This window comes from Halorussus litoreus (assembly GCF_003382685.1).
GTDB classification, from domain to species: domain Archaea; phylum Halobacteriota; class Halobacteria; order Halobacteriales; family Haladaptataceae; genus Halorussus; species Halorussus litoreus.
In genome coordinates, this window is the sequence record NZ_QLVG01000052.1 from 1 (window position 1) to 25,884 (window position 25,884).

Genomic DNA, 25,884 nt, shown 5'->3' on the forward strand with positions numbered 1-25,884 from the left:
GGCGCAGCGGCCGCTGCGCCGCCGACCCCGGCCGCGACCGACTCGTCGGATGCGACAGCCAAACTATCGGACGCGCAAACCGGCGCTCCTGCAGCGAACGCGCAGGACGAAGCCGACGCAACGACCGTCGCCGAGTGCGCGGCGACACCGTCCTCGGACCTCGCAGATCCCGAGTCCGACGCGACGGGCTGGGAGAGCGGCTACTGGTACAACGAGACGCTCGACGTGAACCAGAGCGACGGGCTCACCGACGAGGAGCGCGAGTCGGTCGTCGCTCGGACGATGGCTCGCGTCGAGGCCGTCCGGTGCATCGAGTTCGACGAGTCGGTGCCCGTGAGCGTGATCAGCCGCGAGCAGTTCCGCGAGAGCGACGTGGCGGGCGGGAACGTCTCCGAGGCGCTCCGGGCCTTCGACAACGCGAAGTTCGAGTCGATGTTCCTCGTCGGCGAGGAGACCGACTCCATCGAGGTCCAACGCCAGAACAGGGGCAGCGGCGTCCTCGGGTTCTACAGCCCGCAGGCCGACCGGATCGTGGTCGTCGCCGAGAACGCCGACGAGCTGCGCCTCGACGAGATCACGCTGGCTCACGAGCTGGTCCACGCGTGGCAGGACCAGCGGTTCGGCCTCGAAAGCGACCCGCTGGAGGTGAACCTCCGCGACGAGGTCAACGCCAGAAACGGCATCGTGGAGGGCGACGCCAGCTACGTCGACCGGCTGTACCAGCGCCAGTGTCGACAGGGCTGGGACTGCCTCGCCGGCCGCGAGAGCGGGGCCGCGAGCCAACTCGCCAACATCGGCGTGTACATGCTAAAGTACCAGCCGTACAGCGACGGGCCGGCGTTCGTCCGGATGGCCGAGCGCCTCGGCGGCTGGGACGCGGTGAACGACCTCTACACCGACCTGCCCGCGAGCAGCGAACAGGTCATCCACCCGCAGCGCTACGGGGTCGACGAGCCGACCGACGTGGCGCTGAACGACTCGGCGACCGACGCGTGGGAGCGCATCCGACCGCCGGACCGACCGGACTACGCCGAGGTCGGCGAGGCCGGCCTGATGGCGATGTTCGTCTTCCCGTACTACGACAGCGGCGGGCAGACCGAGGTCGTTGCGCCGGCACAGTGGTTCAACCAGAACGAGACCGGCAACGTCAGCGACTTCGACCCGCTCAACTACGAGTCGGCGTACTCCACCGGCTGGGACGGCGATCGGCTCCACGCCTACGAGAACGAGTCGGGTGAGCAGGCGTACGTCTGGCGACTGGCGTGGGACTCGCCCCAGGACGCCGAGCAGTTCGTCGAGGGCTACGAGCGCGTGCTCCGGTACTGGGGCGGCCAGCAGCTCGGCCCGAACACGTGGCGCATCGACGACGGCGGGTTCGCCGACGCCTTCTACGTCGACGTGAACGCGACGACCGTGACGGTCGTCAACGCGCCGACCGTCGGCCAACTCTCGAACGTCGAGGCCGACGCCGACCCGGTCGCGCCCGGAACATCGGCGGACGACGCGGCGAGCGAGAGCGACGGGACGACCACCGACGACGGCGACGGGACGACCACCGACGACGGCGACGGGACGACCACCGACGACGGCGACGCGAGCGCCACCGACGACGCAGACGGTACCGACGGTGACGCCGCCGCCGAGGCGACGATGGTGACCGAAACCACGACCGAGGACGACGGTGGGGCCAAGGCCGACGCGACTGAGGACGGAGAGGACGACGAGACCGAGACGACCACTGCCGAGTAGGTCGGTCGGCAGTGGTTTCGATTTTTGACTCAGGCGAACGCGAACGCGAACGCGTTTTGACAGATCAGCAGTTTTGCAAACTGAAACAACTACGGCCTGGCGGATGAAAGGGCGAGCGCGCCGAGGGCTTTCGAGGCCGTCTCACCGACCGAAAAACCATCGCCTCCTAGTCGACCCTCCATGTTCAAGCCGCTCCGTGCCCACGCATCGGACATGGACGAGACGCACGTCGTGACCTGCTTTCTGCGGAACCGAGGTCAGGTGCTGCTCCTGTGTCGCTCCGAGGAGGTCGGCTCCTACGCGGGCCTGTGGGGTGGCGTCGCGGGCCACGCCGAAGGTGACCCCGACGCCGCGGCCCGCGAGGAAATCGCCGAGGAGACCGGCCTGCGCGACGCCTGCACGCTCGCCCGGGAGGGCGTCACCTTCGAGTTCGAAGACTCGGACATCGACACGCGGTGGGTCGTCCACCCGTACCTGTTCGACTGCGAGCGCCGCGACGCCGAGACGAACTGGGAGACCACCGAGTCCGAGTGGGTCCACCCGACCGAAATCCTCCGGCGCGAGACGGTCCCGAAGCTCTGGGCCGCCTACTCGCGGGTCGCCCCGACAATCCAGCAGGTCGCCGACGATTCGGCGCACGGGTCGGCGTACCTCTCGGTCCGTGCGCTCGAAGTCCTCCGAGACAGGGCGGGGTCCTTCGCGGTGCAAGACACCGGCGGCTGGGACCAACTCACCGCCATCGCCGAGCAACTGCTCGACGCCCGGCCGAGCATGGCCGCGGTCGCCAACCGCGTGAACCGCGCGATGGCGTCAGCGGCTTCGGGCGAAAAGAGCCCGGACGCGGTGGAGGTCGCAGCGCGCGAGGGCATCGACCGGGCGTTCCGCGCCGACGAGGGGGCCGCCGAGAACGCCGCCGCCGAGATCCGGGACGCGACCGTCCTCACTCTCTCGCAGTCCGGCACCGTGCTCGACGCGCTCCCCGCCGCGGAGTCGGTGTTCGTCGCGGAGTCTCGGCCGGCGCGGGAGGGCGTCGGGGGGGGGGGGGGGGGGGGGGGGGGGGGGGGGGGCGGGGGGCGGGGGCCGGCCCCCCCCCCCCCCCCCCCCCCCGCGACCGCGAACGCCGACGGAGGTGATGAGAGCATCGAGAACGACGAGACCGTGGAGAGCATCGAAAGCGACGAGAACGAATCTGCCCCCGACGTGACTCTCCATACCGACGCCGCGGTCGCGCACGTGCTGGCGACCGAGGACGTGGACGCGGTGGTGGTCGGCGCGGACGCGATACTGCCGGACGGCCGCGTCGTGAACAAGACCGGCACGTGCGCTGCCGCGCTCGCGGCGGCGCGCGAGGGCGTCCCCGCGTACGCGGTCGCGGCCAGCGACAAGGTTCGGACCGACGATACCGTGCAACTGGAGGACGGGAACCCGGCCGAAATCTACGACGGCGAGAAGCGCGTCGCGGTGCTGAATCCAACCTTCGACGTGACGCCCGCCGATCTGCTTTCGGGAGTGATCACCGAGCGCGGGACGCTGGACGACGAGGGCGTGCGCGAGGTGGCCGAGGAACTGCGGGAGGTCGCGGCGTGGTAGTTCCGGACGCTAACAGAAACAGTGTTTCGTCCTACAGAAGAAGAGCCGGCCCGTTCACAGATACTCGATAGAGCGGTCGTCTTCGTCTCGGTCTTCGAGATGTGCGTCGACCGCTTTGACCACGTCACCGATCTGCCGTCCTGCCTGCTGGACGTAAATCAATCCCGCGTGCTCCAGTCTTTCGCCCTCGACGAGAGACAGAAAATCGTCGTCGAACGTTGCGAGGATCCAGTCGTTTTCGACCGCATATTGCACTGTTCACGGTCCAGTTTTCCTAACGTCTCTTCCTCCCTAGCGGTTCGAACGCTCCATCCACGACGGCGAAGCCCGTCAGCTACCGGGACCCAGATACTCTCGTCGCAGTACAGCGGTCTCATCATGCGGATGCAGACTCGGACGGAGCCGACCGGAAGTCGTCGATGTGGTCGTAGTAGTACGCTAACGCCCTGTGAACGTCCGAAAGCGTGAGGTCCGGGTACAGTTGCGTTATCTCGTCGGGTTCGTACCCGCTGTGCTCGTACGCCACGGCAACGTCCTTTACTCGGATACCGGTACCCTCGATTGTCGGTGCTCCGTCACTGTGTCCAGGATCTCGGGTGATTTTCATATGCGAGGAGCAGTACCCGCACTGACTTGAAATACAGGGCCATTCCGGCCCGACGACCTCGACCTTCACGCTCTCTGGCCCATCGCAGTAGAGCGCGTAGTAGCCTCCGGCGAAGGGGTGGTCGTTCTCCTCGGCCTGCACCAGCACGACGTAGGTCGGGCCGTTGATCCACGAGCAACCGCCGTTCCAGTCGTTCTTGGGCTCATAGCCGAGTTCGCCGAGCAGCCAGTCCCAGAACGGGAGCGACGCGTCGAGGTCCGAGGCGTACAGCTCGACGTGGTGGAGCTGCCCGGCGCGCTCGGGGTCGGCGTGGTCGTGGCTCACGAACGGGATTTTCTCAACGAGTTGTGAAGAACGTTCGGTCAATCACCTTCGTCTCGATGAGGAGGACTGTAACCTCGAAAGCCCTCGGCGCGATCGCGGTCGCTCAGCGACATATCCTCGTTCGCTTCGCTCACTCGGATAGGGGTCGCTGAGACGACCACGCGTTGCGCGACCGCGCCTCGCCCTTTCAGTCCGCCAGGACTTCGGTTCACCGGCTGATACTCGCGGTTGGTCACCCCGTCCGAACCATTTCTCAGTCGTCGGCCGCCGCCGGCGACATCTCCACCATCGAGGCGTCGCCGTACAGCGTCCGGGCCGCGAGCACGCAGGCGACCGCGATGAGCGCGACGCAGGCCAGATACTCGACAGTGAAGCCGAACGCGTTGGCGGCCGGGAGCGCGACCAGTGGGCCGAGCGTCGAACCAAGGTCGCCGAACACGTTGTACGCGCCGCCGAGCTTCCCCACGTCGTCCGCGGGGCTGATGTCGCCCAGATACGCCAGCAGCGGCGGGCTCGTGCCGCCGACGCCGATGCCGATGAGCGCGACGCCGACGAGCGTGGATTCGAGCGTCTGGACCAGCGCGAGGACGGCGAACCCCGACGCGAACACCGCGAGTCCGGGGATGGTGAGCGCGGCCCGGTTCGTGAGCGTGTCGGAGTAGCGCCCGACCAGCAGGGTGGTCAGGCTCGACCCGAGCACGCTGACGGCCATCACGAGTCCGCTCGCGCCGACGCCCGAGAGCGAGCCGACGGCGATGCCGTACTCCTCGGCGTACAGCACCACGGTCGACAGCAGGATGCCCGCGAACAGGAATCGGACGACGAAGTTGATCGCGCCGACGGTGAAGATGCGCGCGTCTGCGCCGACCAGCGCTGGGAGGTCTCGGAGGCTGCTGGTGGTCCCCACGTCGGCGTTCACGTCCGGGAGCACCAGCGCGGCCACGACCGCCGCGAGCAGGCCTGCGAATCCAGCCACGAGGAACGCCTCGCTGTAGCCGAACGCGTCGGTGACGAGGCCGCCGACCACCAGCCCCGCGGGAAAGCCGAGGCTCTGCCCGCCGCGCATGTAGCCGACCCAGCGACCGCGATTCTCGGGCGTCGTGATGTGGGTGATGGTGCTGAACGCCCCGACGAAGACGAACGCCGAGCCGATGCCCCAGCACGCCCGCGAGAGCAGGAAGACGGTCGCGCTGTCGAGCGGAATCGGGCCGGGGTCGAGACCGAGCACGTAGCCGAACGGGACCAGCCCCTGGACCACGAACCCGGCGATCATCGGCCGGCGGGTTCCGATAGTGTCCAGAATCTGGCCCGCGGGGGTGTTCATCAGCAGTCGGGTGAACCGGTTCACCGAGAGGATAGCACCGACGAACAACGGCGAGATGCCCAGCAGTGGGCCGAGCGTCGGGAGCGTCGGGAACGCCACGCCGCCGCCGACCCCGCCGAGGAACACGCCGGCGACGAGGCTCCCGACGACGTACTTGACGCTCGGGTCCTCGCCGCCGAACCACCGACTCATTCGCTCTCGGGCCTCCGGAGCCACGGAATCCAGTCCTCGACGATGGCGTCGCGAACCTCCCGGGCCACGTCGGCGTCGAGCGTGACCTGATGGAGGCGGGCCCCGTTTATCGTCGCCAGTAGCCACGCCGCGGTCCTGTCGGGGTCGACCTCCCGGAAGACGCCCGTCTCGACGCCGTCCTCGACGACGGTGGCGACGGCGGCGGCGACGTACTCGTAGTTGGTCGTGAGCTGGTCGCGGAACGCGTCGTTGTGTGGCGCTTGCGCTCGCACGTCCAGGAGGGCGGTGTGATACTCCCAGTGTTCGGCCTCGGATCTGGCGTCGCGGTCGTCGTCGGGCATCCCGCTGCGGTCGCCGAGCACGAGCGAATCCACGAGCGCGACGAGTCGGTCCGCCGGGTCGTCGGGGTCCTCGCTCTCCTCGGCCGCATTGGTGTCGACCGCGTCGAGGAACTGGTCGAGCAGGTAGTCCAGAAAGGAGACCAGCAGGTCCTCCTTGGTGTCGTAGTGATAGTGGAGGACGGCCTTCGTCATGTCGAACTCGTCGGCGATGGCCTGCATCGTGAGGTCGGCGTAGCCGTGCTTGCAGAGCGCGGCGTACGTGGCCTCCATGATGGCCTCGCGCGTGTCGGCTGGGACGCCGTCCCCGTCGTCGGCGTCGTCGGTCATACTAACTAGTTAGTTAACACGGGGTTGAAAGGGTTCGCGGTTTCGGGTGGAGTTGCGTCTGGGATGGAGGGGTCTGGAGCGACCGACTGTAAACCCAGTATGGACGCCCTTTTAATCCCGCGAGACGTACTGACGGTCATGATTTTCGAGAACCTTCCGACGACCCCGACGTCGGAGGAGCTCGTCGACAAGGCCTTCTCGCGGGCCGCGCGGGCCGGGCGCGCCAAGAGCGGCGCGGAGGCCCAGCAGTCGATGCTCCAGACCTCGTCGAACATCCTCAGCGACAACCTCGGGAACGTCGCGACCGAGTGGCCGGACTTCCGTGACGTCGACCCCTTCTACTACGAATTGGCGGACGCGATTGTCGATGTCGACGAACTCCGCAAGTCGCTCTCCGAGATCCAGTGGGCCAGCCGGAAGACCCACGAGATCGGCCGCGAGTACCAGGGGAAGCTCACGGGCGACGCCGACACCGACCGCAAGTTCCGCAAGCAGGCGTTCGCTCGGCTCGCGGACGTGGTCGAGGAGGTCGCCGACGACCTCGAACGCGTCGGGCAAGCTCATCAGGACCTCCGGCGGCTCCCCGAGATCGACCCGGACGAGCCGACCGTCGTGGTCGCGGGCTACCCGAACGTCGGCAAGTCGTCGTTCGTCAACGCGGTCACGAACGCCCGCAACGAGATCGCGGAGTACCCCTTCACCACGAAGGGCGTGCGCGTTGGCCACTTCGACCGCGAGCGCATCCGCTACCAGATCGTGGACACGCCCGGCCTGCTCGACCGGCCCGCCGACGAGCGCAACGACATCGAGAATCAGGCGGTGTCGGCGCTGACCCACCTCGCTGACGCCATCGTGTTCGTGGTGGACGCCAGTGGCTACTGTGGGTACCCCCTCGACGCCCAACTCGACCTCCGGGACGCGCTCGGCGAGCAGTTCGCGGACGTACCGGTGCTGACGGTGTGCAACAAGTCCGACCTCTCGACCGATGTGGACGCCGACGCGTACATGAGCGTTGAGAACGGCGAGAACGTCGACGCGGTGCTCGACGCGGCCGTGGACGCCGTGGGGTACGAGCCGGAACTGCCGTTCGAGGAGTAGCGTTCGGCCCCGGACAACTTGTTCTGGGAACTTCCGGAAGCGTCACGAAGCTAGCTACAACCGATGCCTCTGAGAGACCGCACAGCAGCACCGCGACCGCGAGCCTCACGCCTCCCCAACCTCCTGCGGTCCTCACTTCGTTGCGGTCCTCGTCCCTCGCGCGCGTTGCTCGCGCGCCGCGGTGGACTGACCAATCAAGCGCGTCTCTCCAAAGGACAACGTAATCTCTAGAATCAGTGAACTTCGCCACCGATTCCGGCAGCTTCACCCTGCGATCCTCGCCACGCTCGCTTGCCCGTTTCGGACGGGTTTTTACCCGCAACGCCCCAACGCCGCGGCATGGAAGTGTTCGCGGTGCCGGGGCTGCCCGAAGTCCGGCCGGGCGACGACCTCGCGGAGATGATCGACGAGCGCGCCGACCTCCGGGACGACGACGTGGTGCTGGTCGCCAGCACGATAGTCTCGAAGGCCGAGGGGCGGCGGGCCGACCTCGACGAGTTCCCGGCGGGACCCAGAGCGCGGGAACTCGCCGACCGACTGGCCGACATCTCGGGCGACGAGAAAGACCCCCGGTTCGCGCAGGCCGTGCTGGAGGAGAGCACCGAGATCATCATGGAGGCACCGTTCCTGCTCACCGCGACAAAGTTCGGTCACGTGGGCGTCAACGCCGGCATCGACCGGTCAAACGTCGGTGGCGCGCGGGACGACGAACGGACCGGTGGCGAAGACGGGGCTGGCGGCGACGACGGGTCCAGCGACGCCCCCGACCTCCTGCTCCTGCCCGAGCGCCCGAACGAGAGCGCGGCGCGCATCCGCCGGAACCTCGCGGCCGACCCCGCCGTCGTCGTCACCGACACCTCCGGGCGACCGTTCCGGCACGGCCAGCGCGGCGTCGCGCTCGGCTGGGCGGGTATCCCGGCCAGCAGGGACTGGCGCGGGGAGACCGACCGCGACGGCCACGAACTCGAAGTCACGGTCGAGGCGGTGGTCGACGAACTCGCCGCGGCGGCCAACCTCGTGACCGGCGAGGGCGACGACGGCCTCCCGGTTGCGGTCGTGCGCGACTGGGAGTTCGGGGCTCACGAGGGCTCGGAGAACCTCTACCGCGACGTGGAGAGCGACTTCGTCCGGCAGGCGCTCCGGGGGTGGGAGTTTGCGCGGGATTGAACTCACGCCCGAGCATCCCGTCCCGGAACTCGTGGAGCTCGGCGAAGCGGCGGAAGAGGAGGGGTTCGACGCGCTGTTCGCGAGCTGTCACTACAACAACCGCGACCCGTTCGTGGTCCTCGACAGGGTCGCGGCCGCCACCGACGACCTGCTGGTCGGGCCGGGGGTCGCCAACCCCTACGAGACCCATCCGGTGTCGCTCGCCTCCAGCGTCGCCACGCTCGACGAGGTCAGCGACGGCCGGGCCGTCTGCGGACTCGGCGCGGGCGACCGCTCGACGCTCCGGAATCTCGGATTCGAGCGCGACCGCCCGCTCCGGCGCGTGCTGGAGGCGATGAAGGTCAGTCAGCAGCTCTGGGCGGGCGAGCGCGTCGACCACGACGGCACCTTCGTCGCGAGGGACGCGGGGCTCAACTATCCCGGAGCTGTCGGCGAGATCCCGGTCTACGTCGGCGCGCAGGGCCCGCACATGATCCGGATGGCCGCCAAGCACGCCGACGGCGTGCTGGTCAACGCCTCGCACCCGGACGACTTCTCGTGGGCCGACGAGCGCGTCGCTGAGGGGCTCGAAGAGCGGTCGGACGATCTCGGCCAGTTCGACTTCGCGGCCTACGCCAGCGTCAGCGTGGCCGAAGACGAAGCGGCGGCCCGCGAAGCCGCACGGCCGCCGGTCGCGTTCATCGCGGCGGGAGCCGCCCCGCCGGTGCTCGACCGCCACGGCGTCGACCACGACCGCGCTGGGCAAATCGGCGAGGCTATCGAGTCGGGTGAGTTCTCGGCGGCGTTCGAGGCGGTCACGCCCGCGATGATCGACGCGTTCTGCATCGCCGGCACGCCCGACTCGGCTGCAGAGAAGATAGCTGCGGTGCTGGAGTACGCCGACAGCTTCGTCGCCGGCTCGCCGCTCGGGGCGGACCCGAAGGCGGCGGTCAGCCTCGTTGGGGCGGCCTGCGACCGAGCGACTCGGGAGTGAGGAAGTCCACGACCGCGCCTGCTGCGAGGAGTCCCAGCGCGAGCGACGCGCCGGTTATCAGCAGGCCTCCCATGGCTACGAGGAGTATCGAGGTCGGGAACGAGAACGCGGCGTCTCCGAAGTAGCCCGCCATGTCCACGATGTTCTGGATGATGCTCGCCATACGAGAGTCTGCGTGCCGGTGGTACTTGTTTGGTTCGTCTGCGGGCGATTGTTGTGACTGTTCTCACCGACTGCTACTCCGCTACCCTTACGACGGCGGCTCCCGTAGCCTTGCGCGTGCCAGAGGACGCGACGCTCGACGCGTTCGCCTCGCAGGACGCGGCCGAGAGCGACGAGGAAGGCGAGCCCGTGGAGGACGCCGAAACTGACGACGAAAGCGCCGAGCTTGATGGGGACGCCGAACCTAGCGAGAACGGCGAGTTCGAAGACGGCTCGGTCGAGGCCGAGGACGAGCCCGAGGCTGAGGACGAATCGGCCACGGTTGGCGACGAACCAGCCGAAATCGAGGCCGACGGCGAAGCCCTCGATACCCCCGACGAAACCGAACCCACCGACGAGACGGTCGCGGCCTCCGAATCCGCGGATTCGGAGGCCGCGACCGTCGGAGAGTCGACCGACGAGTCCACGGTCGATATCTCCGAGGTCGAACCCGCGCGCTCGACGTACGATTGGACTCCAGACGGTGGCGAGTGCGCCGATTGCGGCGCGTCGGCCGAGCGGCGCTGGCGGGCGGACGGACAGAAGGCGGGTGAACTGGTCTGTGAGGACTGCAAGGAGTGGTGAGTTCGAGCGGTGTCTTCGGGTTCGTTCTCTAAACTCGTGCGTGGGTAGTGGCTGTTCGGTGAAACGATAGCGTGGATTTTGGGTGAAGAGAGAAGCTAGCTACTGCTTGCGCCTCGGCGTGACCGCACCGCAACCGCACAGCACAGCACGTGCCTCGAACCTCCCCAACCTCCTGCGCTTCTCGGCCTTCGGCCTGCGATGCTCGTCCCTCGCGCGCGTTGCTCGCGGTTGCACCGGAAGAGCGAAGCTCTTCCGAGCCGTGGCTCGCGTCGCTCGCCGAGACACCGCTCGCTCGTCGCGGCGCGAAGCGCCGCGCACTGCTCGCGCACGCCTGTGGTTGTCAATTCAGATTAGCGTGAGCCAGAGAATACCGAGAGACGGTCCGGCGTTACCTCCACGACCTGCCGTCTCCACCACCCTCCACTCACCCTCGCGCAGCGGTCGTCGTTCTCCCGAGGAAGCGGGCAGTGGCCGTCCAGCGGGCGCGTTCCGGCGGGACAAAAGTTTCAAAGGTGGGGCCGAAAGGTACGGGTAGTAATCGCACGCTTCGGTGGGGCTCCGACCGCCGGCCTTCTCGCCCTCCGCGTGCGGACCGAGCTACCCATGACGGAAGCCAACTCTACCCCGCGCCGAACCGACGCGTCGCCCGACCCGCTTCCGGTCGAGGAGGCGGCGAACGTCGCCGAGCGCATCGTCGAGAACGTCGAAGAGGTCATCGTGGGCCACCACGACGTGACCGAGCAGATCGTGACCGCCATCCTCGCTCGGGGCCACCTCCTGCTCGACGACGTGCCCGGCGTCGGCAAGACGATGCTCGCCCGGTCGCTCGCCCGCTCCATCGACTGTGAGTTCACCCGCGTCCAGTTCACCCCCGACCTCCTGCCGACCGACGTGACCGGCGTGAACGTGTTCGACGAGAAGAGCCGGGAGTTCGAGTTCCGTCCCGGCCCGGTGTTCGGCAACGTCGTGCTCGCCGACGAGATCAACCGCGCGCCGCCGAAGACCCAGTCGGCCCTGCTCGAAGCCATGGAGGAGACGCAGGTCACGGTCGACGGCGAGACGTACGAACTCGACCAGCCGTTCACCGTCATCGCCACGCAGAACGACGTGGAGGCCGACCGGACCTTCGAACTCCCCGTCGCCGAGGTCGACCGGTTCACCAAGCGACTCGCGCTCGGCTACCCCTCGCCCGAGGACGAGGCGGAGGTCCTTCGGCGGATGTCCGGCCGTCACCCCATCGAGGAGCTGGAGCCGGTGACGACCGGCGACGAGGTGGTCCGTGCCCGCGAGACGGCCGCGCGGGTGACCGCCGAGGAGCCAATCCGGGCGTACGTCACCCGGCTCGCGAACTACACCCGCGACCACGCCGACCTCGGGGTCAGCCCGCGGGGCTCCATCGCGCTGCTCCGGACCGCGCAAGCGAGAGCTGTCCTCGACGCCCGGGAGTACGTCGTCCCGGACGACGTGCAGGCGGAAGCCGAGTCCGTGCTCGCCCACCGGGTTCGGTCGGGGACCGAGACCGGCGGCAGGTCCGGCGAGGCCCTGATCGCCGAAGCGCTCGACGCGGTCCCGGTGGAGTGAGATGCTGACGCGACGCGGCTGGGCGGTCGCGGCGGTCGCGGTCGGCGGCTTCGTGATGGCCGCGTGGTTCAGCGCCCGCTCGCTGAACGCGGTGGTCGGCCCGGCGCTGCTCGCGCTCGCGGCAGGGTGGATACAGCTCAAGCGCACTCCTCCGCCCGAACTCCACACCGAGACGCCCGGCTACGGCTTCGCCGGCGAGTCGGTGACGGCCTCGCTCGACTTCGACGCCTCGCGGCCGCTCGTCGCCACGGTCCGGCTGTCGGCGGCCGACGGGCTCGCGGTCGACGCGGACGCGGTCGAGACCACGGTGGCCGACGAGCCGGTGACGTTCGAGGTCGACCTGCGCGACCGCGGCGTCCGGTCCGTCGGCCCGGTCGAACTCGCCGCCGAGGACGTGCTCGGCGTCTGGAAGCGGACCTACTCGTACCCGGTCAACCTCGAAGTCGTAGTGTTTCCCACGGTCCACCGGCTCAGCGACGCGGGCGAACTCGCCTCGCTCCACCGCGAGTTCGGCGTCGGCGGCCGGGACCGCTTCGACCAGTTGCGCGAGTACGAGCGCGGCGACCCGCTCCGGGACGTTCACTGGAAGTCCAGCGCGAAGCGCCCCGACGAACTCGTCGTGATGGAGTTCGCGGCCAGCGAGAACCGCGAGCGCGTCGAACTCCTCGCGGAGGCCGACGGCGGTCGGATGGACGAGGTGGCCGAGGCCACGGCGAGCATCGCCGCCTACCTGCTCGACGCCGGCTTCGCGGTCGGACTGACCGTCCCCGGCGACCGGGTCGCGCCCGATGTCGGCCCCGAGCATCGGACGGAACTGCTGACCCTGTTGGCTCGGACCCACCCCGGCACGGTTGGCGAGGCCCGGCGCGACCGCGCCGACGTGTTCGTTCAGGGCCCGACCGACGCCGACGCGGTCCACGTCACGGTCGAGGGCCGGACGGTCACCTTCGACCAACTCACCGGCTCCGGAGGTGGACTGGACAGTCCCGGCGAAACTGGGGGGACCGATTCGACGGCACTCGCGGACGGCGGATGGAATTCGGTCGCGCACGACGAGCAGTACGGACCCACGAACGGGCTGCGCGGGCCGGTCGCCGGCGGCGACCGCCCCGCGCCGCCGGACGCTGAGGGTAGCCGACCCCCCGCGCAGGACGCCGGGTGTGACGAAGAATGAGCGGGGACGCATCTACCGGCGAACCGTCCGCAAGCGAATCGGCGAGTCCGCGGTCGCCGGCGACCGCGGACTCGCCGATTCGCGAGGGACTCCGCGACGGGCTCCGGATCGGCGACGGCGCCGCGTCGTACCACCGGCTCGCGGTCGGCTCGGTCGCGGTGCTGATGGCGACCTCCGTGAGCGTGCTCTACCACGTCACCGACATCGTAGGCGGCACGGGGACCCTGACCGCGCTCGTCGCGGGGACGCTGGTCGTCGGGACGCTGCTCGCGCGCCGGCTCTCGCCGCGCCACGCTGCGCTCGTCGCTGGCGGACTGCTCGCCGTCGGACTGGCGGGCTACTACATGTCGGTGCCGAGCGCCTACCTCGTCGCGGTGTCGTTCGGGAAGGTGCTCGCGGACAACGTGGCGCTGCTGACCGGCCTGTCGGTGCTCCGGATGACCGAGGTCGGCGCGTGGGCGCTCGGAGTCGCCCCGGCGCTGGTGTTCGCGCCGTGGTATCTCGTCCTCCGGCGGCGGTACGCGCTGGCGGTCGCCGCGGGCGGGGCCGCGCTTGTCTTCTTCGTGCTGAGCGGCGACGCCGGCAGCTTCGTCACGCTGGTCGGCACGCTCGCGGCCACCGCGGCGCTCGGGTTCGGCACGCTGGCTCGGCGGGGCGGCACCCCCGAGCAGGTCGACGCCATCGCGGTCGTGCTGGTGACGATGGTGGTGCTCTCGTCGACGGTCAGCGTCGTCCCCGGCGGGGCGACCAGCCCCATCCTGCCGGGTGGGGGCTCGGGCACGCCCACGGTCGAGGACGCGTTCGTGACGAACCAAGACCGACTGTCGGTCGTCGGGTCGATCCGGCTCTCGCCGAAGGTTCGGTTCACCGTCGAGGCCGACCAGTCGGCGTACTGGCGCGTCGGCGCGTACGACCGCTACGACGGCGACGGCTGGATACGGACGGGCGACCCGCGCGACTACGGAGTCCAGCAACCGCCGCCGGGACCGAGTTTGGAGATCGAACAGACCGTCTCCGTGGAGGCCGAGCGGATGGACGCGATGCCCGCCGCGTGGCGACCGCTCAGGCTCACCGACGGCGACCGGGACAACGTCAGGGTCGGGGCCGGCGGCTCGTTCGATCCCGTGGGGTCGCTCCGCGAGGGCGAGACCTACTCGGTCGTGAGCAGAGCTCCGGCTCCGGAGAGACGCCAGCTACAGACCGCGGGCACCGACTACCCCGCGCGCGTCGAGGACCGGTACCTCCAGCTGCCGGGCAGTTCGGCCGACCGCATCGCGGACCGCACCGACGAGATTACCGCCGACGCGTCCACCCCATACGAGGAGGCAGTGGCCATCGAGCGCTGGCTGGAGAGCAACAAGCGCTACTCGCTCGACGTCGACCGCCCGGACGGCAACATCGCCGAGAGCTTCATTTTCGACATGGAGCAGGGCTACTGCACCTACTACGCCACGTCGATGGTCACGATGCTGCGCTCGCAGGGCGTCCCCGCCCGGTTCGTGGTCGGGTACACGCCGGGCCAGCAGGTCGCCGAGGACGAGTGGGTCGTCCGCGGGCTCGACTCCCACGCCTGGGTCGAGGCGTACTTCCCCGGCGTCGGCTGGGTGCAGTTCGACCCCACGCCCGGTGGGCCGCGCGAGTCGGCCGAGAACGAACAGGTCGAGCAAGCCCGCGAGGGCAACGTCTCGAACGTCGACACCGACGAGAGCGAGGACGGAACGTGGACGCCCTCGACCACCGAGATGCCGGACATCGGAGAAGCCAACGACCTGACGACCCAGTCCGGCGAGAACGGGACGACCGATTCGAGCGTGAACGCCACGCTCGCCGGCGGTCGAGGCCAACTCGAGCCCGTAGGAGCCGGCCTCGACGACGGCAACGTGGAGCCGGTCACCTCCGCCCGGACCGACGCGACGACTGCGTCGAAGGCCGACAGCGACGACGGCGGGCTTCCCCTTGGACTGCCGTCGCGCGAGCAGACGGTGCTGGGCGCGATCGCGCTCGTCGGCCTGCTCGCGGCCGCCCGGCGGACGGGAGCGCTCGGTCGCGCTCAGCGGGCGGTCTGGCTCCGGTGGCAGCCCCGCCGCGACCCCGAGGCCGACGTGGAGCGGGCGTTCGCCCGGCTGGAGGGGCTGCTTGCCGACGAACACCGCGAACGGGACCCCGGCGAGACGCCCCGCCAGTACCTCTCGGCGATGGCGATCCGTGGCGACCTCGACGACCGGGCCGAGCGCGTCGGACGGATCTACGAGCGGGTCCGCTACGCCGGGGAGGTCGAGGACGAGCTCGCCGAGGAAGCGGTGTCGCTGGTGGACGAACTCGTCGCCGAACGCCGAGGCCTCGGCGGCCGATAAACTAACGGCGTTCCCGACAATGTTTAATAGGACGCTTTCGTAGGCCTAGTCGTAATGTCGGAAGTGTGCTCGACGTGCGGGCTGCCTCAAGAGCTCTGCGTCTGCGAGGACGTCGCCAAAGAGTCCCAGCAGATTAACATCCGCATCGACGAGCGACGCTACGGTAAAGAGGTAACGATAATCGAAGGATTCGACCCCAAGGACGTAGATCTGGACAGCCTGTCCTCGGACCTCAAGTCCAAGTTCGCGTGCGGCGGGACGGTCGAGGAGGGCCAGATAGAGCTCCAGGGCAACCACACCGGGCGCGTCGAGGATTTCCTGCGTGACAAGGGTTTCAACGTAGCCTGAGTCCGCACCGGTTCTGTACTGTCGTAACAGGGTCACCGAGTGACGACGCTATCTAAAACGGCGCTTCGGGGCCATCGGAGTCGGTATCCTCCTCGCTGCTTTCTCCGGAACTCTCCGCCTCACCGCCGCTTTCGACCCCGTACTCCCACGCCTCCAGCCCGCCGGCCATGCTCTCGATTCGGGCGTCGTCCGGGAGTCCCTCGTAGGAGGCCACGAGCCGAGCGGCCTGCACGCTGGCCTGCCCGTGCGGGCAGACGGTGACGACCCGGTCCGCGCCGTCGAGGCGGTCGATCTCGTCGGCGAGCGCGTGGAACGGGATGTTCTCGCTGTCGGGGATGTGGCCCCGCTCGAACTCCGCTTCCGGTCGGATGTCTACGACGCGCACGTCCGCGCCGGCGTCGAGGAGTTTGCTGACTTCTTCCGGGGAGATTTCGGCGTCCATCGATTCCGGGTTGGTCGTCCGGCCGAATAAGCCCCGCGGTGGGCTGTGACGCGCCCCGGCGGCCGAGACGCGTCTCGGCCGCCGGGGCGCGTCACGACGGTCGGGTGGTGGCGAGTTCCCACCACGACGGCCGGGCGGGGATCAGTTACCGTCACGACACTGCTTGGCGGGCGAGCGACGGGCTACTAACTGGGGCGAAGTCGACTGGAGGGCGGGAGATAGAATCCCGGATCAGTCCGCGCAGTTCTGCGCCTCGCATCCGTCGGCGGTCACGTCGGCGGCCTCGTTTATCTCGTAGAGGTTCTGACGCGCGTCGGCGAAGTACACGTCCTCCTCGACCACGCCGAGTTCTTCGAGGCGTTCGAGGGCGTAGCGGACGGTCCGGGCCGACAGCATCGACTCCTCGACGATCTGTTTCTGAGTGAGCGCTCCCTTGTACTCCAGCACCTTGAAAACTAGTTTCGCACTCGGCGGGAGGTCGTCGATGTCCTCTAACTCGGACTGCGTTGCCATCGTTACGAATCGAAACAGGCCATCGTCATAAAAGTATTGAGAACGTCTGCCACTGTTCCGGGGTGTACTGTTCCGCAGTGCGGTCGGGCCGCTCGCGCGAGTCCGCATCGCGGTCGCGCCCGAACCCGTAATCGGTCGCGTGCGCGAAGTCGGGGTTCCTGCAAAGAACAAAAAGGCCTTCAACTCGCGTCCCTGAACTGGAACCATGTCGACCGAACAGGTAGCCGAACGACGGTCCTCGCACGTACGGGGCATCACGGTGACGGCCGTCGCCACGCTGGCAGGCGTCGCCGCCGCCGTGGTGTCGTCCGCGTACCTCGGGACCGCCGCCAAAGACCAGCTCGGGCTGGTCATCGTCGGCGCGTTCGTGTTCGCCCAGTTGCCGATCCTGCACGTGCTCGGGATCGACCTGAACGACTTCTCCATGAAGGACCACCTCTACGTGCTGTTCATGACGTTCTCGCTCTGGTTCGTGACGTGGACCATCCTGCTGACCAACAGCGTCACCTTCTGATCATGGCCGACGACAGCATCGCGGTCGTTGACCTCGAACGGTGTCAACCAGACCGCTGCAACTACGAGTGCAAGAACTACTGCCCGCCGAACCGGACGGGCAAGGAGTGCATCACGCTCCGGGGCGATGACGCCGAGGAAGGCGACCCCGACCAGATCCACATCAGCGAGGAGATCTGTCTGGGCGAGACCTGCGGCATCTGCGTCGAGAAGTGTCCGTTCGACGCCATCGAGATCATCAACCTGCCCCAAGAGTTGCAGGACGATCCGGTCCATCGCTACGGCGAGAACGCCTTCTCGCTGTACGGCCTGCCGGTCCCGCTGGAGGGGCAGGTCACCGGCATCCTCGGGCCAAACGGCATCGGGAAGACCACCGCGGTCAAGATTCTCGCGGGCGAACTCGCACCCAACCTCGGCGAGCACGGCGAGCCGCCGGGCTGGGACGCGGTGCTCGACGCCTACCGCGGCACCGAACTCCAGGACTACCTCGAAGCCGTGAAGGCCGGCGAGGTCAGCGTCGCGCGCAAGCCCCAGTACGTGGACAAGATCCCCGACCGATTCGACGGGCCGACCTCCGAACTGCTGGAGAACACCGACGAGCGCGGCGTGCTCGACGACCTGCTCGAACGGCTGGAGATCGAACACGTGGTCGACCAGGACATCGACAGCCTCTCGGGCGGCGAACTCCAGCGGGTCGCGCTCGTGGCCTGTTTGGCCCGCGACGCCGACTTCTACTTCGTCGACGAGATCACGCCGTACCTCGACATCAGCCAGCGGGTCGCCGCAGCGCGGCTCATCCAGGAGATGGCCGAGGAACACGATAAGTCGATGCTCGTCGTCGAGCACGACCTCGCGATCCTCGACCTCGTCGCGGACAACCTCCACGTCGCGTACGGTGAGCCGGGCGCGTACGGAGTCATCACCGACCCCAAGTCGGTCCGGAACGGCATCAACGAGTACCTCGCGGGCTACCTCGACAACGAGAACATGCGCATCCGGCCGAACGCCATCGAGTTCGAGGAGCACGCGCCACGGACCGCGAGCCACGCCGACCCGCTCGTGGACTACCCCGACCTCTCGAAGTCCTACGGCGAGGGCGAGTTCGGCCTCGACGTGGAGGCTGGCACCGTCTACGAGAACGAGGTGTTGGGCATCGTCGGTCCGAACGGCATCGGGAAGTCCACCTTCGCGAAGCTGCTGGCCGGCGAACTGACTCCCGACGAATCGGGCGACGCGCTCGATCTCGACCTCGACATCGCGTACAAGCCCCAGTACATCGAGATCGACCAGTCGATGCGAGTCGACGTGTTCCTGCGGTCGATCACGGATCAGGTCGGCACCTCCTACTGGAACACCGAGATCGCCCAGCCGCTCCAGCTCGAACGCATCATGGAGCAGAACCTGCTCGACCTGTCGGGCGGCGAGCGCCAGCGGGTCGCCATCGCGGCCACGCTCTCGGAGACCGCGGACCTCTACCTGCTCGACGAGCCGAGCGCCTACCTCGACGTCGAGCAGCGGGTTCGCGCGACGCAGGCCATCCGGCGCTACGCCGAGCAGCAGGACGCCACCGTGATGGTCGTCGACCACGACATCTACATGATCGACCTGCTGGCGGACCGCCTGATGGTGTTCGACGGCGAACCAGCGGTCAGCGGCCACGCCGGCGCGCCCACGGGGATGCGCGACGGGATGAACGACTTCCTCGCGAACCTCGACATCACCTTCCGCCGCGACGAGAACGTCGGGCGACCCCGCATCAACAAGCCGGGGAGCCAGCTCGACAAGGAACAGAAGAAGACGGGCGAGTACTACTACGCGCCTTGAAGCCGCACTTTTAGAGGCTTTCGACACCGAATTTACTCGCGAGATATGCCCTACAGAGTAGAAATTGGCTCTCAGATATCGGAAAGAATACAATAGTCTATCGAGACTATACTAACTGATGGACAACGGCGATGAAGAACAGGATAGACAAGAGACAAAGGAGGAAGCTCTAGAACTAGTCCGTGTCGTCGACCGTACCGACTTCGTGTCCCCAACGGATTACAACCGCGAGAAGGAATTCGTCGTTCGGAACAACACTAACGAACCCAAGAACTACATCTTTCTGCCGTTAGGGCAGTTTCGACTCAATCTCGAAGTGTTCGACGAAGACGATACGAAGCTCAATTACTTTCCGAACGATGAGGTCGAAGCTCTCCTCAACGATGTCAAAGAAACGGACGAAGATGAGTATTCGCAGATCGAGGAACGATTTGGCGACCTCAAATATACGCTCTTCGTTCAACTACCACCAGAGCGGCCGATAGGGCCTGATGAGCTTCGGAGTATCAGGATCACCTTCGGACAGTCCGAACAGCCGCAGTATCATCGCCCATGGGAACAGCCACAAATCACAGGGTGGATAACACACTGGAAGCAGAAGTTCTTCAGAATCCCATCGTTCATCGCCAGAGCTACACGACGGCCTGACAGACAACATTCCGAACTATTCGTCGTCGAAGGACCGTCCGAGTACGTAACCGTGGTAGACAAGTCGTGCGAACACGCAGACCGTAATCAGTTCTACGAGAACGGGTATGGCGACGATACACGGGTGCTATCGACACATCTCCCGCCAGCGGAAAGTGACGAGTACACGTGGGAACTGAACTACAATCTCGTTCCGAACAACACCGGACTCCTCCGATTGCTAGCCGGATACTGGGGCATCGCGATGGGGATTGCTGTACTCATCTTCGTGGTTCAAACTGCTCTCCATTTCGGTTGTATAGACCCGGAAGCACTGACAGTAGCGGGATTTGTACCCGAGACAGCAAGTCGCTCTATCTCTACGGGCGTTACATCGATCACGGTCGGTGTGATGTACGCGCTTCGCACGGAATGGGCCGAACGGTATCGGATTCTTTGTGTGGCACCAATCGTGCTACACGGCATATCGTGGTTTCTCTGGGCAATTATCGGTACAAATGGGGGATGATACGAGTGGAAGAATCTAAATACGAGGCCAGTCAACCAGTAAGTATGGCCGAAAACGACGACTCAAAGCGGGGATTAAAAGACGAGGCCCGCCAACAGATCGTCAGCGTCGCGATTTCCGGGAGTAGTATCGAGACGAAGCCCGGACGTAATCCCGACGAACTGGCGGATTCGGAATAAGACGGCGTTATCGACTAATATCCCTATCGTTCTCGACACTGACTGGAATCTTTAGCTAAATCGTAGCGTAGCTGTCCGCCGAAGTCCGATTCGGACGGCTCAGGTGGCAAGTGCTTTCTCCATCACAGAACCGAACGATTTTCGTCGGTGAACGCTTAGGCCTACCCAGTGACACGATTCGAGTGGCTCGGCACGGGCCACGAGCGGCGGGCGAAGCTGTTCGCGTGCCTCGCGGTCGTCTGCCTCGCGGTCGCCACGGCCGGCGTGCTGGCAGCTCCCGACCGCCCCCGCCTGACGGTCGACGACGAGCCCCCCGAGAACAACACCTACGTCGCCCTCCAAGGCTATCAGGACGAAGGACGGGCGATAGAGGTCTCGCCCGAGGGCGAGACTGTCTGGGAGTACGACGACACCGACGACGTGTTCGACGTGGAGGCGCTCGGCCCTGACAGGGTCCAGCTCTCGACCGCCGACGAGATCCCCGACGCGGACTGTCCCGACAAGTACCGCGACGACGGGTTCAGCAACTGCGTCCGGAATAGCCTCCGCATCGTCGACAAGTCGAGCAACAACGTGGTCTGGGAGTACGCGTGGTACGACGCCGAACTCCACGAGCACGAACTCCACGACGCCGACCACTACACCGTCGATGGAGCGGACCGCTGGGTCCTGGTCGACATGGGCAACGACCGCGTGTTCGCGGTCGACCGCGACGGGGAGATGGTCTGGCAGTGGAACGCCACCGAGACGTACGACCGCCCCGACGGGATGGGGCCGGAGGGCGACTGGACGCACATGAACGACGTCGACCGACTCGAACCCGGCGTCTTTCAGGTCAGCCTCCGGAACTTCGACACCGTGGTCGAACTCCACGTCGAGAACGCCTCGGGCGACGACCCCGATCCCGAAAATCGCGAGGTGACGGTCGAGCCGGTCGTCGGCCCGAACAGCTTCTCGGGCAGCGGCGGGCCGCTGTACGAACAGCACAACCCCGACCGGCTGGCCGACGACCACCTGCTCGTGGCCGACAGCGAGCACGACCGCGTGGTCGAACTGAACGCCGACGACGAGGTCGTCTGGGAGTTCGGCGGGAGCGCAACCCTGAACTGGCCCAGAGACGCCGACCGGCAGTCGAACGGCCACACGCTCGTCACCGACTCGTACAACGACCGGGTCGTAGAGGTCGACGAGAACGGCGAGATCGTCTGGGCGGTCGAGACAGGTGGGCTTCCCTACGAGGCCGACCGCGTTCCCGGTGAGGGGAGCGCCGACCGACCGACGGCCACCGAGGCAGGACTGGCCGGCGGCGGAGAGGAAGGATTCGTCGAGCGCTACCTCGGCTACGGCATCGCCCTCTCGCGGTACGTGCTGCCGGCCGCGCTGGCCCAGCAGGTGTTCGTGCTGGCGCTCGGCGCGCTCGCGCTCCTCGGCGCGACGATAGAGGGAATCCGGTGGCGGGGACTCGGCGTTCGCGGGTGGCTCGCGGACAGAACTGGCGAGCGCTAAATCGACAGGAACGGGGCGAGAACAGCCGACTGCAGGCTACAACACGTTGCGCTGGCACGACCCGCAGAGGTTCTCCTCCTTGACGTCGACCTCGCGGACGGTCGGCGAGAAGTTCATCACGCACCGCTTGTTGTCGCAGTGTTCGAGACCGAGGGTGTGGCCGATCTCGTGGACGACCTCCTTGCGAACCCGGTCGGAGAATATCTCGCCCGCGCTCCGGTTCGAGAAGCCGCCGTCGCTCGAGGTCTGAAGCCGGTACGTCGAGATGACGCTGCCGTTGCCGTCGAGGTAGGCGAGTCCGAAGACGTAGTTCCGGCGGCGGTAGAACAGGTCCTTCGGCGTGATCGCGATGTTCTTCTGGCCCGACCCAACCCGTCCCGCGAGTTCGATGAACTCCTCGGCCCGGTACTGGTCGCGCTTCTCGTCGTGTGCGCCGTCGGGGATCGACTGGGCGTCGTGGATCGTGACGTCGCAGTCGTAGACCGAACGGAGCGCGGCGGAGGCCTGTCGTTTGACCCTGGCGGAGAGGTCCCCGACGGGGACCACGTCGACGAGCATGGGAAACACTATGCGGGAGCGGCCCATAAACTTCCCGCCGTGAAACCCCGGACCCGTCGTGCCATCGTCGGCCGCCTGTCCGACTTCGAACGCCTCATGGAGGTGGGGGTCGGCCGTCGGACCGACGTGGCCGGCGCGCTCGCCCGCGCCGGCCACGCGGTCACCGCGACGGACGTTCACCCCCGCGAGGTCCCACCGGGGGTCGAGTACGTCTGCGACGACGTGACCGACCCCGACCTCGCGGCGTACCGCGACGCCGACGCGATCTACGCGCTGAACCTCCCGCCGGAGTTGCACCGGCCCGCGCTGGCGGTGGCCCGCGAGGCCGACGCCGCGTTCCTGTTCACGACCCTCGGGGCCGACCAGCCCGCGATTCCGGTCGCCCGCGAAACCGTGCCGGGTGACACCGTCTTCGTTGCGCGCGAGTAGATTCACGGCGCGAGATTTGGGCCGGTGACGAACCTCTAACTCCCGATAAGCGAGGCTTGAACTCGTCATCCCGCCGAGACGCTTAACCACGTCGCTGTTGGTCGTGGTTCTGTGTCAGTCGCACCGGACCCAGACGAGATCTTCGAGCGGGCGGTCGCGGAGGGCGAGCGCCGACTCGACCAGTCGCTGCTCGAACTCGTCTCGACCAGTTTCATCGCCGGCTTCACGGTCGTCTTCGGGATGGCGGCGCTCGGCATCGTCGAGGCGGCGGTCGAACCGGCCGTCCCGACACTCGCGCCCGTCGCTGGGGCGCTCGCGTTCGGGCCGGGGCTGGTGTTCCTCGTCGTCGGCCGCGCCGAACTGTTCAACGAGAACTTCTTCGATCCGGTGGCGAAGGCGGCCGACACCGAAGGGTCTTGGCTGGTCGGCTCGCTCGTCCGGCTCTGGGTCGTCACCTTCGCACTCAATCTCGTCGGCGGCGGCCTGCTCGTAGCCGTCCTGTCGGCCGAGGGCGCGCTCCCGTCCGGAGCCCCGCACGTCCTGAGCAGGACTGCCGAGGAGATCGTCCACCGCACCGCGGCCGCCGAGTTCGTGAAGGCCATCACGGGCGGCGCGCTCGTGGCGCTGCTGTCGTTCATGCTGGCGGCCGTCGACAGCGTGGGCAGTCGCATCGCGCTGGCGTACGTCGTGGGCGTCCTGCTGACGCTCGGCCCGTTCGACCACGTTATCGTCACGATACTCCACGTCCTCTTCGGCGCGTTCCTCGGTGCGAACGTCGGCCTCGGGGCGCTGGTCGAGACGACAGCCATCGTCACCGCCGGGAACCTCGTCGGGGGGCTCGGCCTGGTCACTCTCAGCCACATCGCGCAGGTGATGGGGGCCGAGGAGTCCGAGGAATGAAGCCCAGTTCCCGACTCCCGCTCGTCGCAAGACCCTTGAACCGGCACTGACTACCCCCGCGCATGCAAGTCGACGCGGTCGTGCTGGACATCGACGGGGTGCTCGTGGACGTGGCCGACTCCTACCGGCGAGCCATCGTGGAGTCGGTCGAGCGCGTCCACGGCGGCGCAAGCGAAGCGGCCGACGCCTCGTTCGCGGAAGCCGGCGTCCCGTTCGAGAAGGCGGACGTCCAGTCGTTCAAGGACGCCGGCGGGTTCAACAACGACTGGGACCTGACGTTCGCCGCCGCGCTGTACGTGCTCGCCCGGCGCGAGGGGATGGCGCTGGACGTGGACGCGTTCACCGACCGAATCGCCGAGCGCAGGGCCGCCAGCGTCGACCCCGCCTCGGCGGACGGCCTCGCCGCCGCCGAGGCGGTCGTCGACGACGCGCTGTCGGCGTCGGCCCGCGAGCGCGTCCGGGCCGACTGGGACACCGAGCGCCTCCGCGAGGTGTTTCAGCAGCTCTATCTCGGCGCGGACCTGTACGCGGAACTCGAAGGCAAGGACCCCGACATAGACGCGCCTGGGTTCATCCACGACGAGCCGATCCTCCTCGACCCCGAGACCCTCGACGCGCTGGCTGACTCCCACCTCGGCGTGGTGACGGGTCGCCCGGCCGACGAGGCCGACATCGCGCTCGACCGGGCGGGCCTCGACGTGCCCGACGACCGACGGTTCACGATGGACGACTGGGAGGAGGGCAAGCCCCACCCGCACGCCCTCGTCGCGCTCGCGGAGCGGTTCGGTGCGGAGTCGGTCGTCTACGCCGGCGACACCCTCGACGACGTGCGGACCGCGCGGAACGCCGACGAGGCCGATTCTGCGCGGGATTACTTCGGCGTCGGCGTGCTGACGGGTGGACTGACGGGCGAGGCGGGCCGCCGGACGTTCGAGGACGCGGGCGCGGACGCCGTGGTCGAGTCGGTGAACGACCTGCCGGAACTGGTCGAACGATGAACGCGTCGGCGGCGGTGGACCGATGAACTGGTCCCGACTCGGCGGGGCCGCGGCGGTCGCCCTCCTGATCGCGTTCGTGTTCGGTGCGATACTCTCCCCGCCGGACCCGGTCACCCAGTTGCTGTACGTCGGCCCGTTGTTCGTCGTCCTCACGCCGCTCGCGTACCGGTACTGGCTGTGAACTCGATTCCGGCTTGCAGCAACCTCGCGCCGGTAGCGACCGAACTCCACCACGAATCCGCCCGCGCCCGCCGACCGACTGCCAGCAGTCGGTCGGTCGCCGCGGGCGGATTTCATCGGGGAGCTCCCCCGGACGGATTTTACCGAGAACCTCGCCCGGGTATCGAACCACTAACCATTTCTTTCCGTTCGTCGTGACGATACTCCGTGCGAACCATCGAGGCAGGACGGGTCGTCGACGCGCCGCCCGAGGCGGTGTGGCGCGTCTTGGTCGACTTCCCGGCGTACCCCGAGTGGAACCCGTTCGTCAGACGGGTCGAGGGGCCGCTGCGCGAGGGCGAACGGCTCCGAGTCCGGATCGAACCACCGGGCTCGCGCGGGACGACGTTCCGCCCCGAGGTGCGTGTGGTCCGTCCCGAGCGCCAGTTGGTCTGGGTCGGTCGGCTGGTCGTGCCGCACCTGTTCGACGGCCGCCACGAGTTCCGGCTCGAACCCATCGCCGGCGGGGAGCGCACCCGGTTCGTCCAGCGCGAGACGTTCACGGGGCTGCTCGTGCCGGTCCTGCTCGACGCCGACGCCGTCCACCGCGGCTTCGAGGCGATGAACGACCGGCTGGCCGACCGCGCCGAGCGGTTCGAGCGTGCGGACGCCTGAGTCTGAGTTCCCGGGCTCGCTTCCGACTTTCACGAGCGAAAGAAACGCCGGCCGGCCGAGTGGGGAACGCTTACTTTGCCGCCGACACGACGTGACA

General features: G+C 67.6%; 28 protein-coding genes and 1 pseudogene. 20 read left to right on the forward strand and 9 right to left on the reverse strand.

The features are described from left to right. Positions 1–1,749: Hvo_1808 family surface protein (locus DPQ64_RS15245; RefSeq protein WP_198662153.1), on the forward strand; the 1,749-nt coding region annotated here is incomplete at its 5' end. Positions 1,750–1,962: 213 nt separating this feature from the next. Continuing rightward, positions 1,963–3,339, forward strand: a complete 1,377-nt coding sequence (locus DPQ64_RS15250; protein WP_115865213.1) for an NUDIX domain-containing protein — start codon at positions 1,963–1,965, stop codon at positions 3,337–3,339. A 54-nt stretch (positions 3,340–3,393) separates the two neighbouring features. Here the strand turns inward: DPQ64_RS15250 and DPQ64_RS15255 are convergent, their stop codons facing one another. From DPQ64_RS15255 to DPQ64_RS15275, 5 genes and pseudogenes are all read right to left on the reverse strand, one after another. After that, a complete protein-coding gene (locus tag DPQ64_RS15255; RefSeq protein ID WP_115865176.1) occupies positions 3,394–3,594 on the reverse strand; it encodes a DUF5615 family PIN-like protein in 201 nt (66 codons plus the stop codon). A 121-nt stretch (positions 3,595–3,715) separates the two neighbouring features. Beyond that, positions 3,716–3,946, reverse strand: a complete 231-nt coding sequence (locus tag DPQ64_RS19940) for a DUF433 domain-containing protein (RefSeq protein ID WP_115865214.1) — start codon at positions 3,944–3,946, stop codon at positions 3,716–3,718. Between the two features lie 42 nt (positions 3,947–3,988). Next, a pseudogene (locus DPQ64_RS19945) lies at positions 3,989–4,270 on the reverse strand (VOC family protein); the annotation flags it as partial. 253 nt (positions 4,271–4,523) lie between these two features. After that, entirely contained in the window at positions 4,524–5,786 is a 1,263-nt protein-coding gene (locus tag DPQ64_RS15270) for an MFS transporter (protein WP_115865177.1), read from the reverse strand. Further along, positions 5,783–6,454, reverse strand: a complete 672-nt coding sequence (locus DPQ64_RS15275; protein WP_115865178.1) for a TetR/AcrR family transcriptional regulator — start codon at positions 6,452–6,454, stop codon at positions 5,783–5,785. The genes DPQ64_RS15270 and DPQ64_RS15275 overlap by 4 nt, the downstream gene beginning before the upstream one ends. A gap of 138 nt (positions 6,455–6,592) precedes the next feature. Between DPQ64_RS15275 and DPQ64_RS15280 the strand changes: the two genes are divergently transcribed. The 3 genes from DPQ64_RS15280 (at position 6,593) to DPQ64_RS15290 (ending at position 9,692) form a co-directional block, all read left to right on the forward strand. After that, a complete protein-coding gene (locus DPQ64_RS15280; protein ID WP_115865179.1) occupies positions 6,593–7,552 on the forward strand; it encodes an NOG1 family protein in 960 nt (319 codons plus the stop codon). A gap of 339 nt (positions 7,553–7,891) precedes the next feature. Beyond that, positions 7,892–8,719, forward strand: coding sequence for a coenzyme F420-0:L-glutamate ligase (locus DPQ64_RS15285; protein WP_115865180.1), 828 nt, complete (start codon positions 7,892–7,894; stop codon positions 8,717–8,719). Further along, positions 8,706–9,692, forward strand: a complete 987-nt coding sequence (locus DPQ64_RS15290; protein WP_115865181.1) for a 5,10-methylenetetrahydromethanopterin reductase — start codon at positions 8,706–8,708, stop codon at positions 9,690–9,692. The genes DPQ64_RS15285 and DPQ64_RS15290 overlap by 14 nt, the downstream gene beginning before the upstream one ends. Here the strand turns inward: DPQ64_RS15290 and DPQ64_RS15295 are convergent. After that, positions 9,649–9,855 (reverse strand): hypothetical protein, encoded by a 207-nt coding sequence (locus DPQ64_RS15295; protein WP_115865182.1) that lies wholly within the window; start codon positions 9,853–9,855, stop codon positions 9,649–9,651. The two genes, DPQ64_RS15290 and DPQ64_RS15295, sit on opposite strands and share 44 nt — an antisense overlap. A 116-nt stretch (positions 9,856–9,971) precedes the next feature. On the opposite strand from DPQ64_RS15295, the gene DPQ64_RS19665 reads away from it, so the two are divergent. From DPQ64_RS19665 to yciH, 5 genes are all read left to right on the forward strand, one after another. Continuing rightward, a complete protein-coding gene (locus DPQ64_RS19665; RefSeq protein ID WP_232820600.1) occupies positions 9,972–10,478 on the forward strand; it encodes a DUF7573 domain-containing protein in 507 nt (168 codons plus the stop codon). A 603-nt stretch (positions 10,479–11,081) separates the two neighbouring features. Next, positions 11,082–12,059: an AAA family ATPase gene (locus DPQ64_RS15305; RefSeq protein ID WP_115865183.1), complete on the forward strand. Its 978-nt coding sequence runs from the start codon at positions 11,082–11,084 to the stop codon at positions 12,057–12,059. Position 12,060: 1 nt separating this feature from the next. Then, entirely contained in the window at positions 12,061–13,233 is a 1,173-nt protein-coding gene (locus DPQ64_RS15310; RefSeq protein ID WP_115865184.1) for a DUF58 domain-containing protein, read from the forward strand. Then, entirely contained in the window at positions 13,230–15,587 is a 2,358-nt protein-coding gene (locus tag DPQ64_RS15315; RefSeq protein ID WP_115865185.1) for a transglutaminase TgpA family protein, read from the forward strand. The genes DPQ64_RS15310 and DPQ64_RS15315 overlap by 4 nt, the downstream gene beginning before the upstream one ends. 54 nt (positions 15,588–15,641) lie before the next feature. After that, complete coding sequence (gene yciH, locus DPQ64_RS15320) at positions 15,642–15,935, forward strand: stress response translation initiation inhibitor YciH (RefSeq protein ID WP_113276842.1); 294 nt, start codon at positions 15,642–15,644, stop codon at positions 15,933–15,935. 52 nt (positions 15,936–15,987) lie between these two features. On the opposite strand, the gene DPQ64_RS15325 is transcribed toward yciH, so the two are convergent. Continuing rightward, a complete protein-coding gene (locus DPQ64_RS15325) occupies positions 15,988–16,377 on the reverse strand; it encodes a rhodanese-like domain-containing protein (RefSeq protein ID WP_115865186.1) in 390 nt (129 codons plus the stop codon). A gap of 231 nt (positions 16,378–16,608) precedes the next feature. Then, positions 16,609–16,890 (reverse strand): helix-turn-helix transcriptional regulator, encoded by a 282-nt coding sequence (locus DPQ64_RS15330; RefSeq protein ID WP_115865187.1) that lies wholly within the window; start codon positions 16,888–16,890, stop codon positions 16,609–16,611. Positions 16,891–17,095: 205 nt separating this feature from the next. On the opposite strand from DPQ64_RS15330, the gene DPQ64_RS15335 reads away from it, so the two are divergent. The 5 genes from DPQ64_RS15335 (at position 17,096) to DPQ64_RS15350 (ending at position 22,068) form a co-directional block, all read left to right on the forward strand. Continuing rightward, positions 17,096–17,404 carry an EMC6-like membrane protein gene (locus DPQ64_RS15335; protein WP_115865188.1) on the forward strand — a complete coding sequence of 103 codons (309 nt, stop codon included), beginning with the start codon at positions 17,096–17,098 and terminating at the stop codon, positions 17,402–17,404. Between the two features lie 2 nt (positions 17,405–17,406). After that, positions 17,407–19,227: a ribosome biogenesis/translation initiation ATPase RLI gene (locus DPQ64_RS15340; protein ID WP_115865189.1), complete on the forward strand. Its 1,821-nt coding sequence runs from the start codon at positions 17,407–17,409 to the stop codon at positions 19,225–19,227. A 118-nt stretch (positions 19,228–19,345) separates the two neighbouring features. Next, the gene (locus tag DPQ64_RS15345; protein WP_115865190.1) at positions 19,346–20,383 is read left to right on the forward strand and encodes a hypothetical protein; all 1,038 of its coding nucleotides are present in this window, start codon (positions 19,346–19,348) and stop codon (positions 20,381–20,383) included. Between the two features lie 44 nt (positions 20,384–20,427). Continuing rightward, positions 20,428–20,562, forward strand: coding sequence for a hypothetical protein (locus DPQ64_RS19825; RefSeq protein ID WP_269814488.1), 135 nt, complete (start codon positions 20,428–20,430; stop codon positions 20,560–20,562). Positions 20,563–20,730: 168 nt separating this feature from the next. Continuing rightward, positions 20,731–22,068, forward strand: coding sequence for a hypothetical protein (locus DPQ64_RS15350; protein WP_115865191.1), 1,338 nt, complete (start codon positions 20,731–20,733; stop codon positions 22,066–22,068). Positions 22,069–22,104: 36 nt separating this feature from the next. On the opposite strand, the gene DPQ64_RS15355 is transcribed toward DPQ64_RS15350, so the two are convergent. Continuing rightward, positions 22,105–22,626: an archaemetzincin family Zn-dependent metalloprotease gene (locus DPQ64_RS15355; protein ID WP_115865192.1), complete on the reverse strand. Its 522-nt coding sequence runs from the start codon at positions 22,624–22,626 to the stop codon at positions 22,105–22,107. Between the two features lie 39 nt (positions 22,627–22,665). On the opposite strand from DPQ64_RS15355, the gene DPQ64_RS15360 reads away from it, so the two are divergent. The 5 genes from DPQ64_RS15360 to DPQ64_RS15375 all read left to right on the forward strand — a co-directional run bounded on the left by DPQ64_RS15360 (position 22,666) and on the right by DPQ64_RS15375 (position 25,787). Next, entirely contained in the window at positions 22,666–23,055 is a 390-nt protein-coding gene (locus DPQ64_RS15360; RefSeq protein ID WP_115865193.1) for a UPF0146 family protein, read from the forward strand. Positions 23,056–23,166: 111 nt separating this feature from the next. Continuing rightward, complete coding sequence (locus DPQ64_RS15365) at positions 23,167–23,955, forward strand: formate/nitrite transporter family protein (RefSeq protein ID WP_115865194.1); 789 nt, start codon at positions 23,167–23,169, stop codon at positions 23,953–23,955. 62 nt (positions 23,956–24,017) lie between these two features. Beyond that, the gene (locus tag DPQ64_RS15370) at positions 24,018–24,953 is read left to right on the forward strand and encodes a TIGR01548 family HAD-type hydrolase (RefSeq protein WP_115865195.1); all 936 of its coding nucleotides are present in this window, start codon (positions 24,018–24,020) and stop codon (positions 24,951–24,953) included. 22 nt (positions 24,954–24,975) lie between these two features. After that, complete coding sequence (locus tag DPQ64_RS18930; RefSeq protein ID WP_157971743.1) at positions 24,976–25,134, forward strand: DUF7534 family protein; 159 nt, start codon at positions 24,976–24,978, stop codon at positions 25,132–25,134. A 206-nt stretch (positions 25,135–25,340) separates the two neighbouring features. Continuing rightward, positions 25,341–25,787, forward strand: a complete 447-nt coding sequence (locus DPQ64_RS15375) for an SRPBCC domain-containing protein (protein ID WP_115865196.1) — start codon at positions 25,341–25,343, stop codon at positions 25,785–25,787. Positions 25,788–25,884 lie beyond the last annotated feature (97 nt).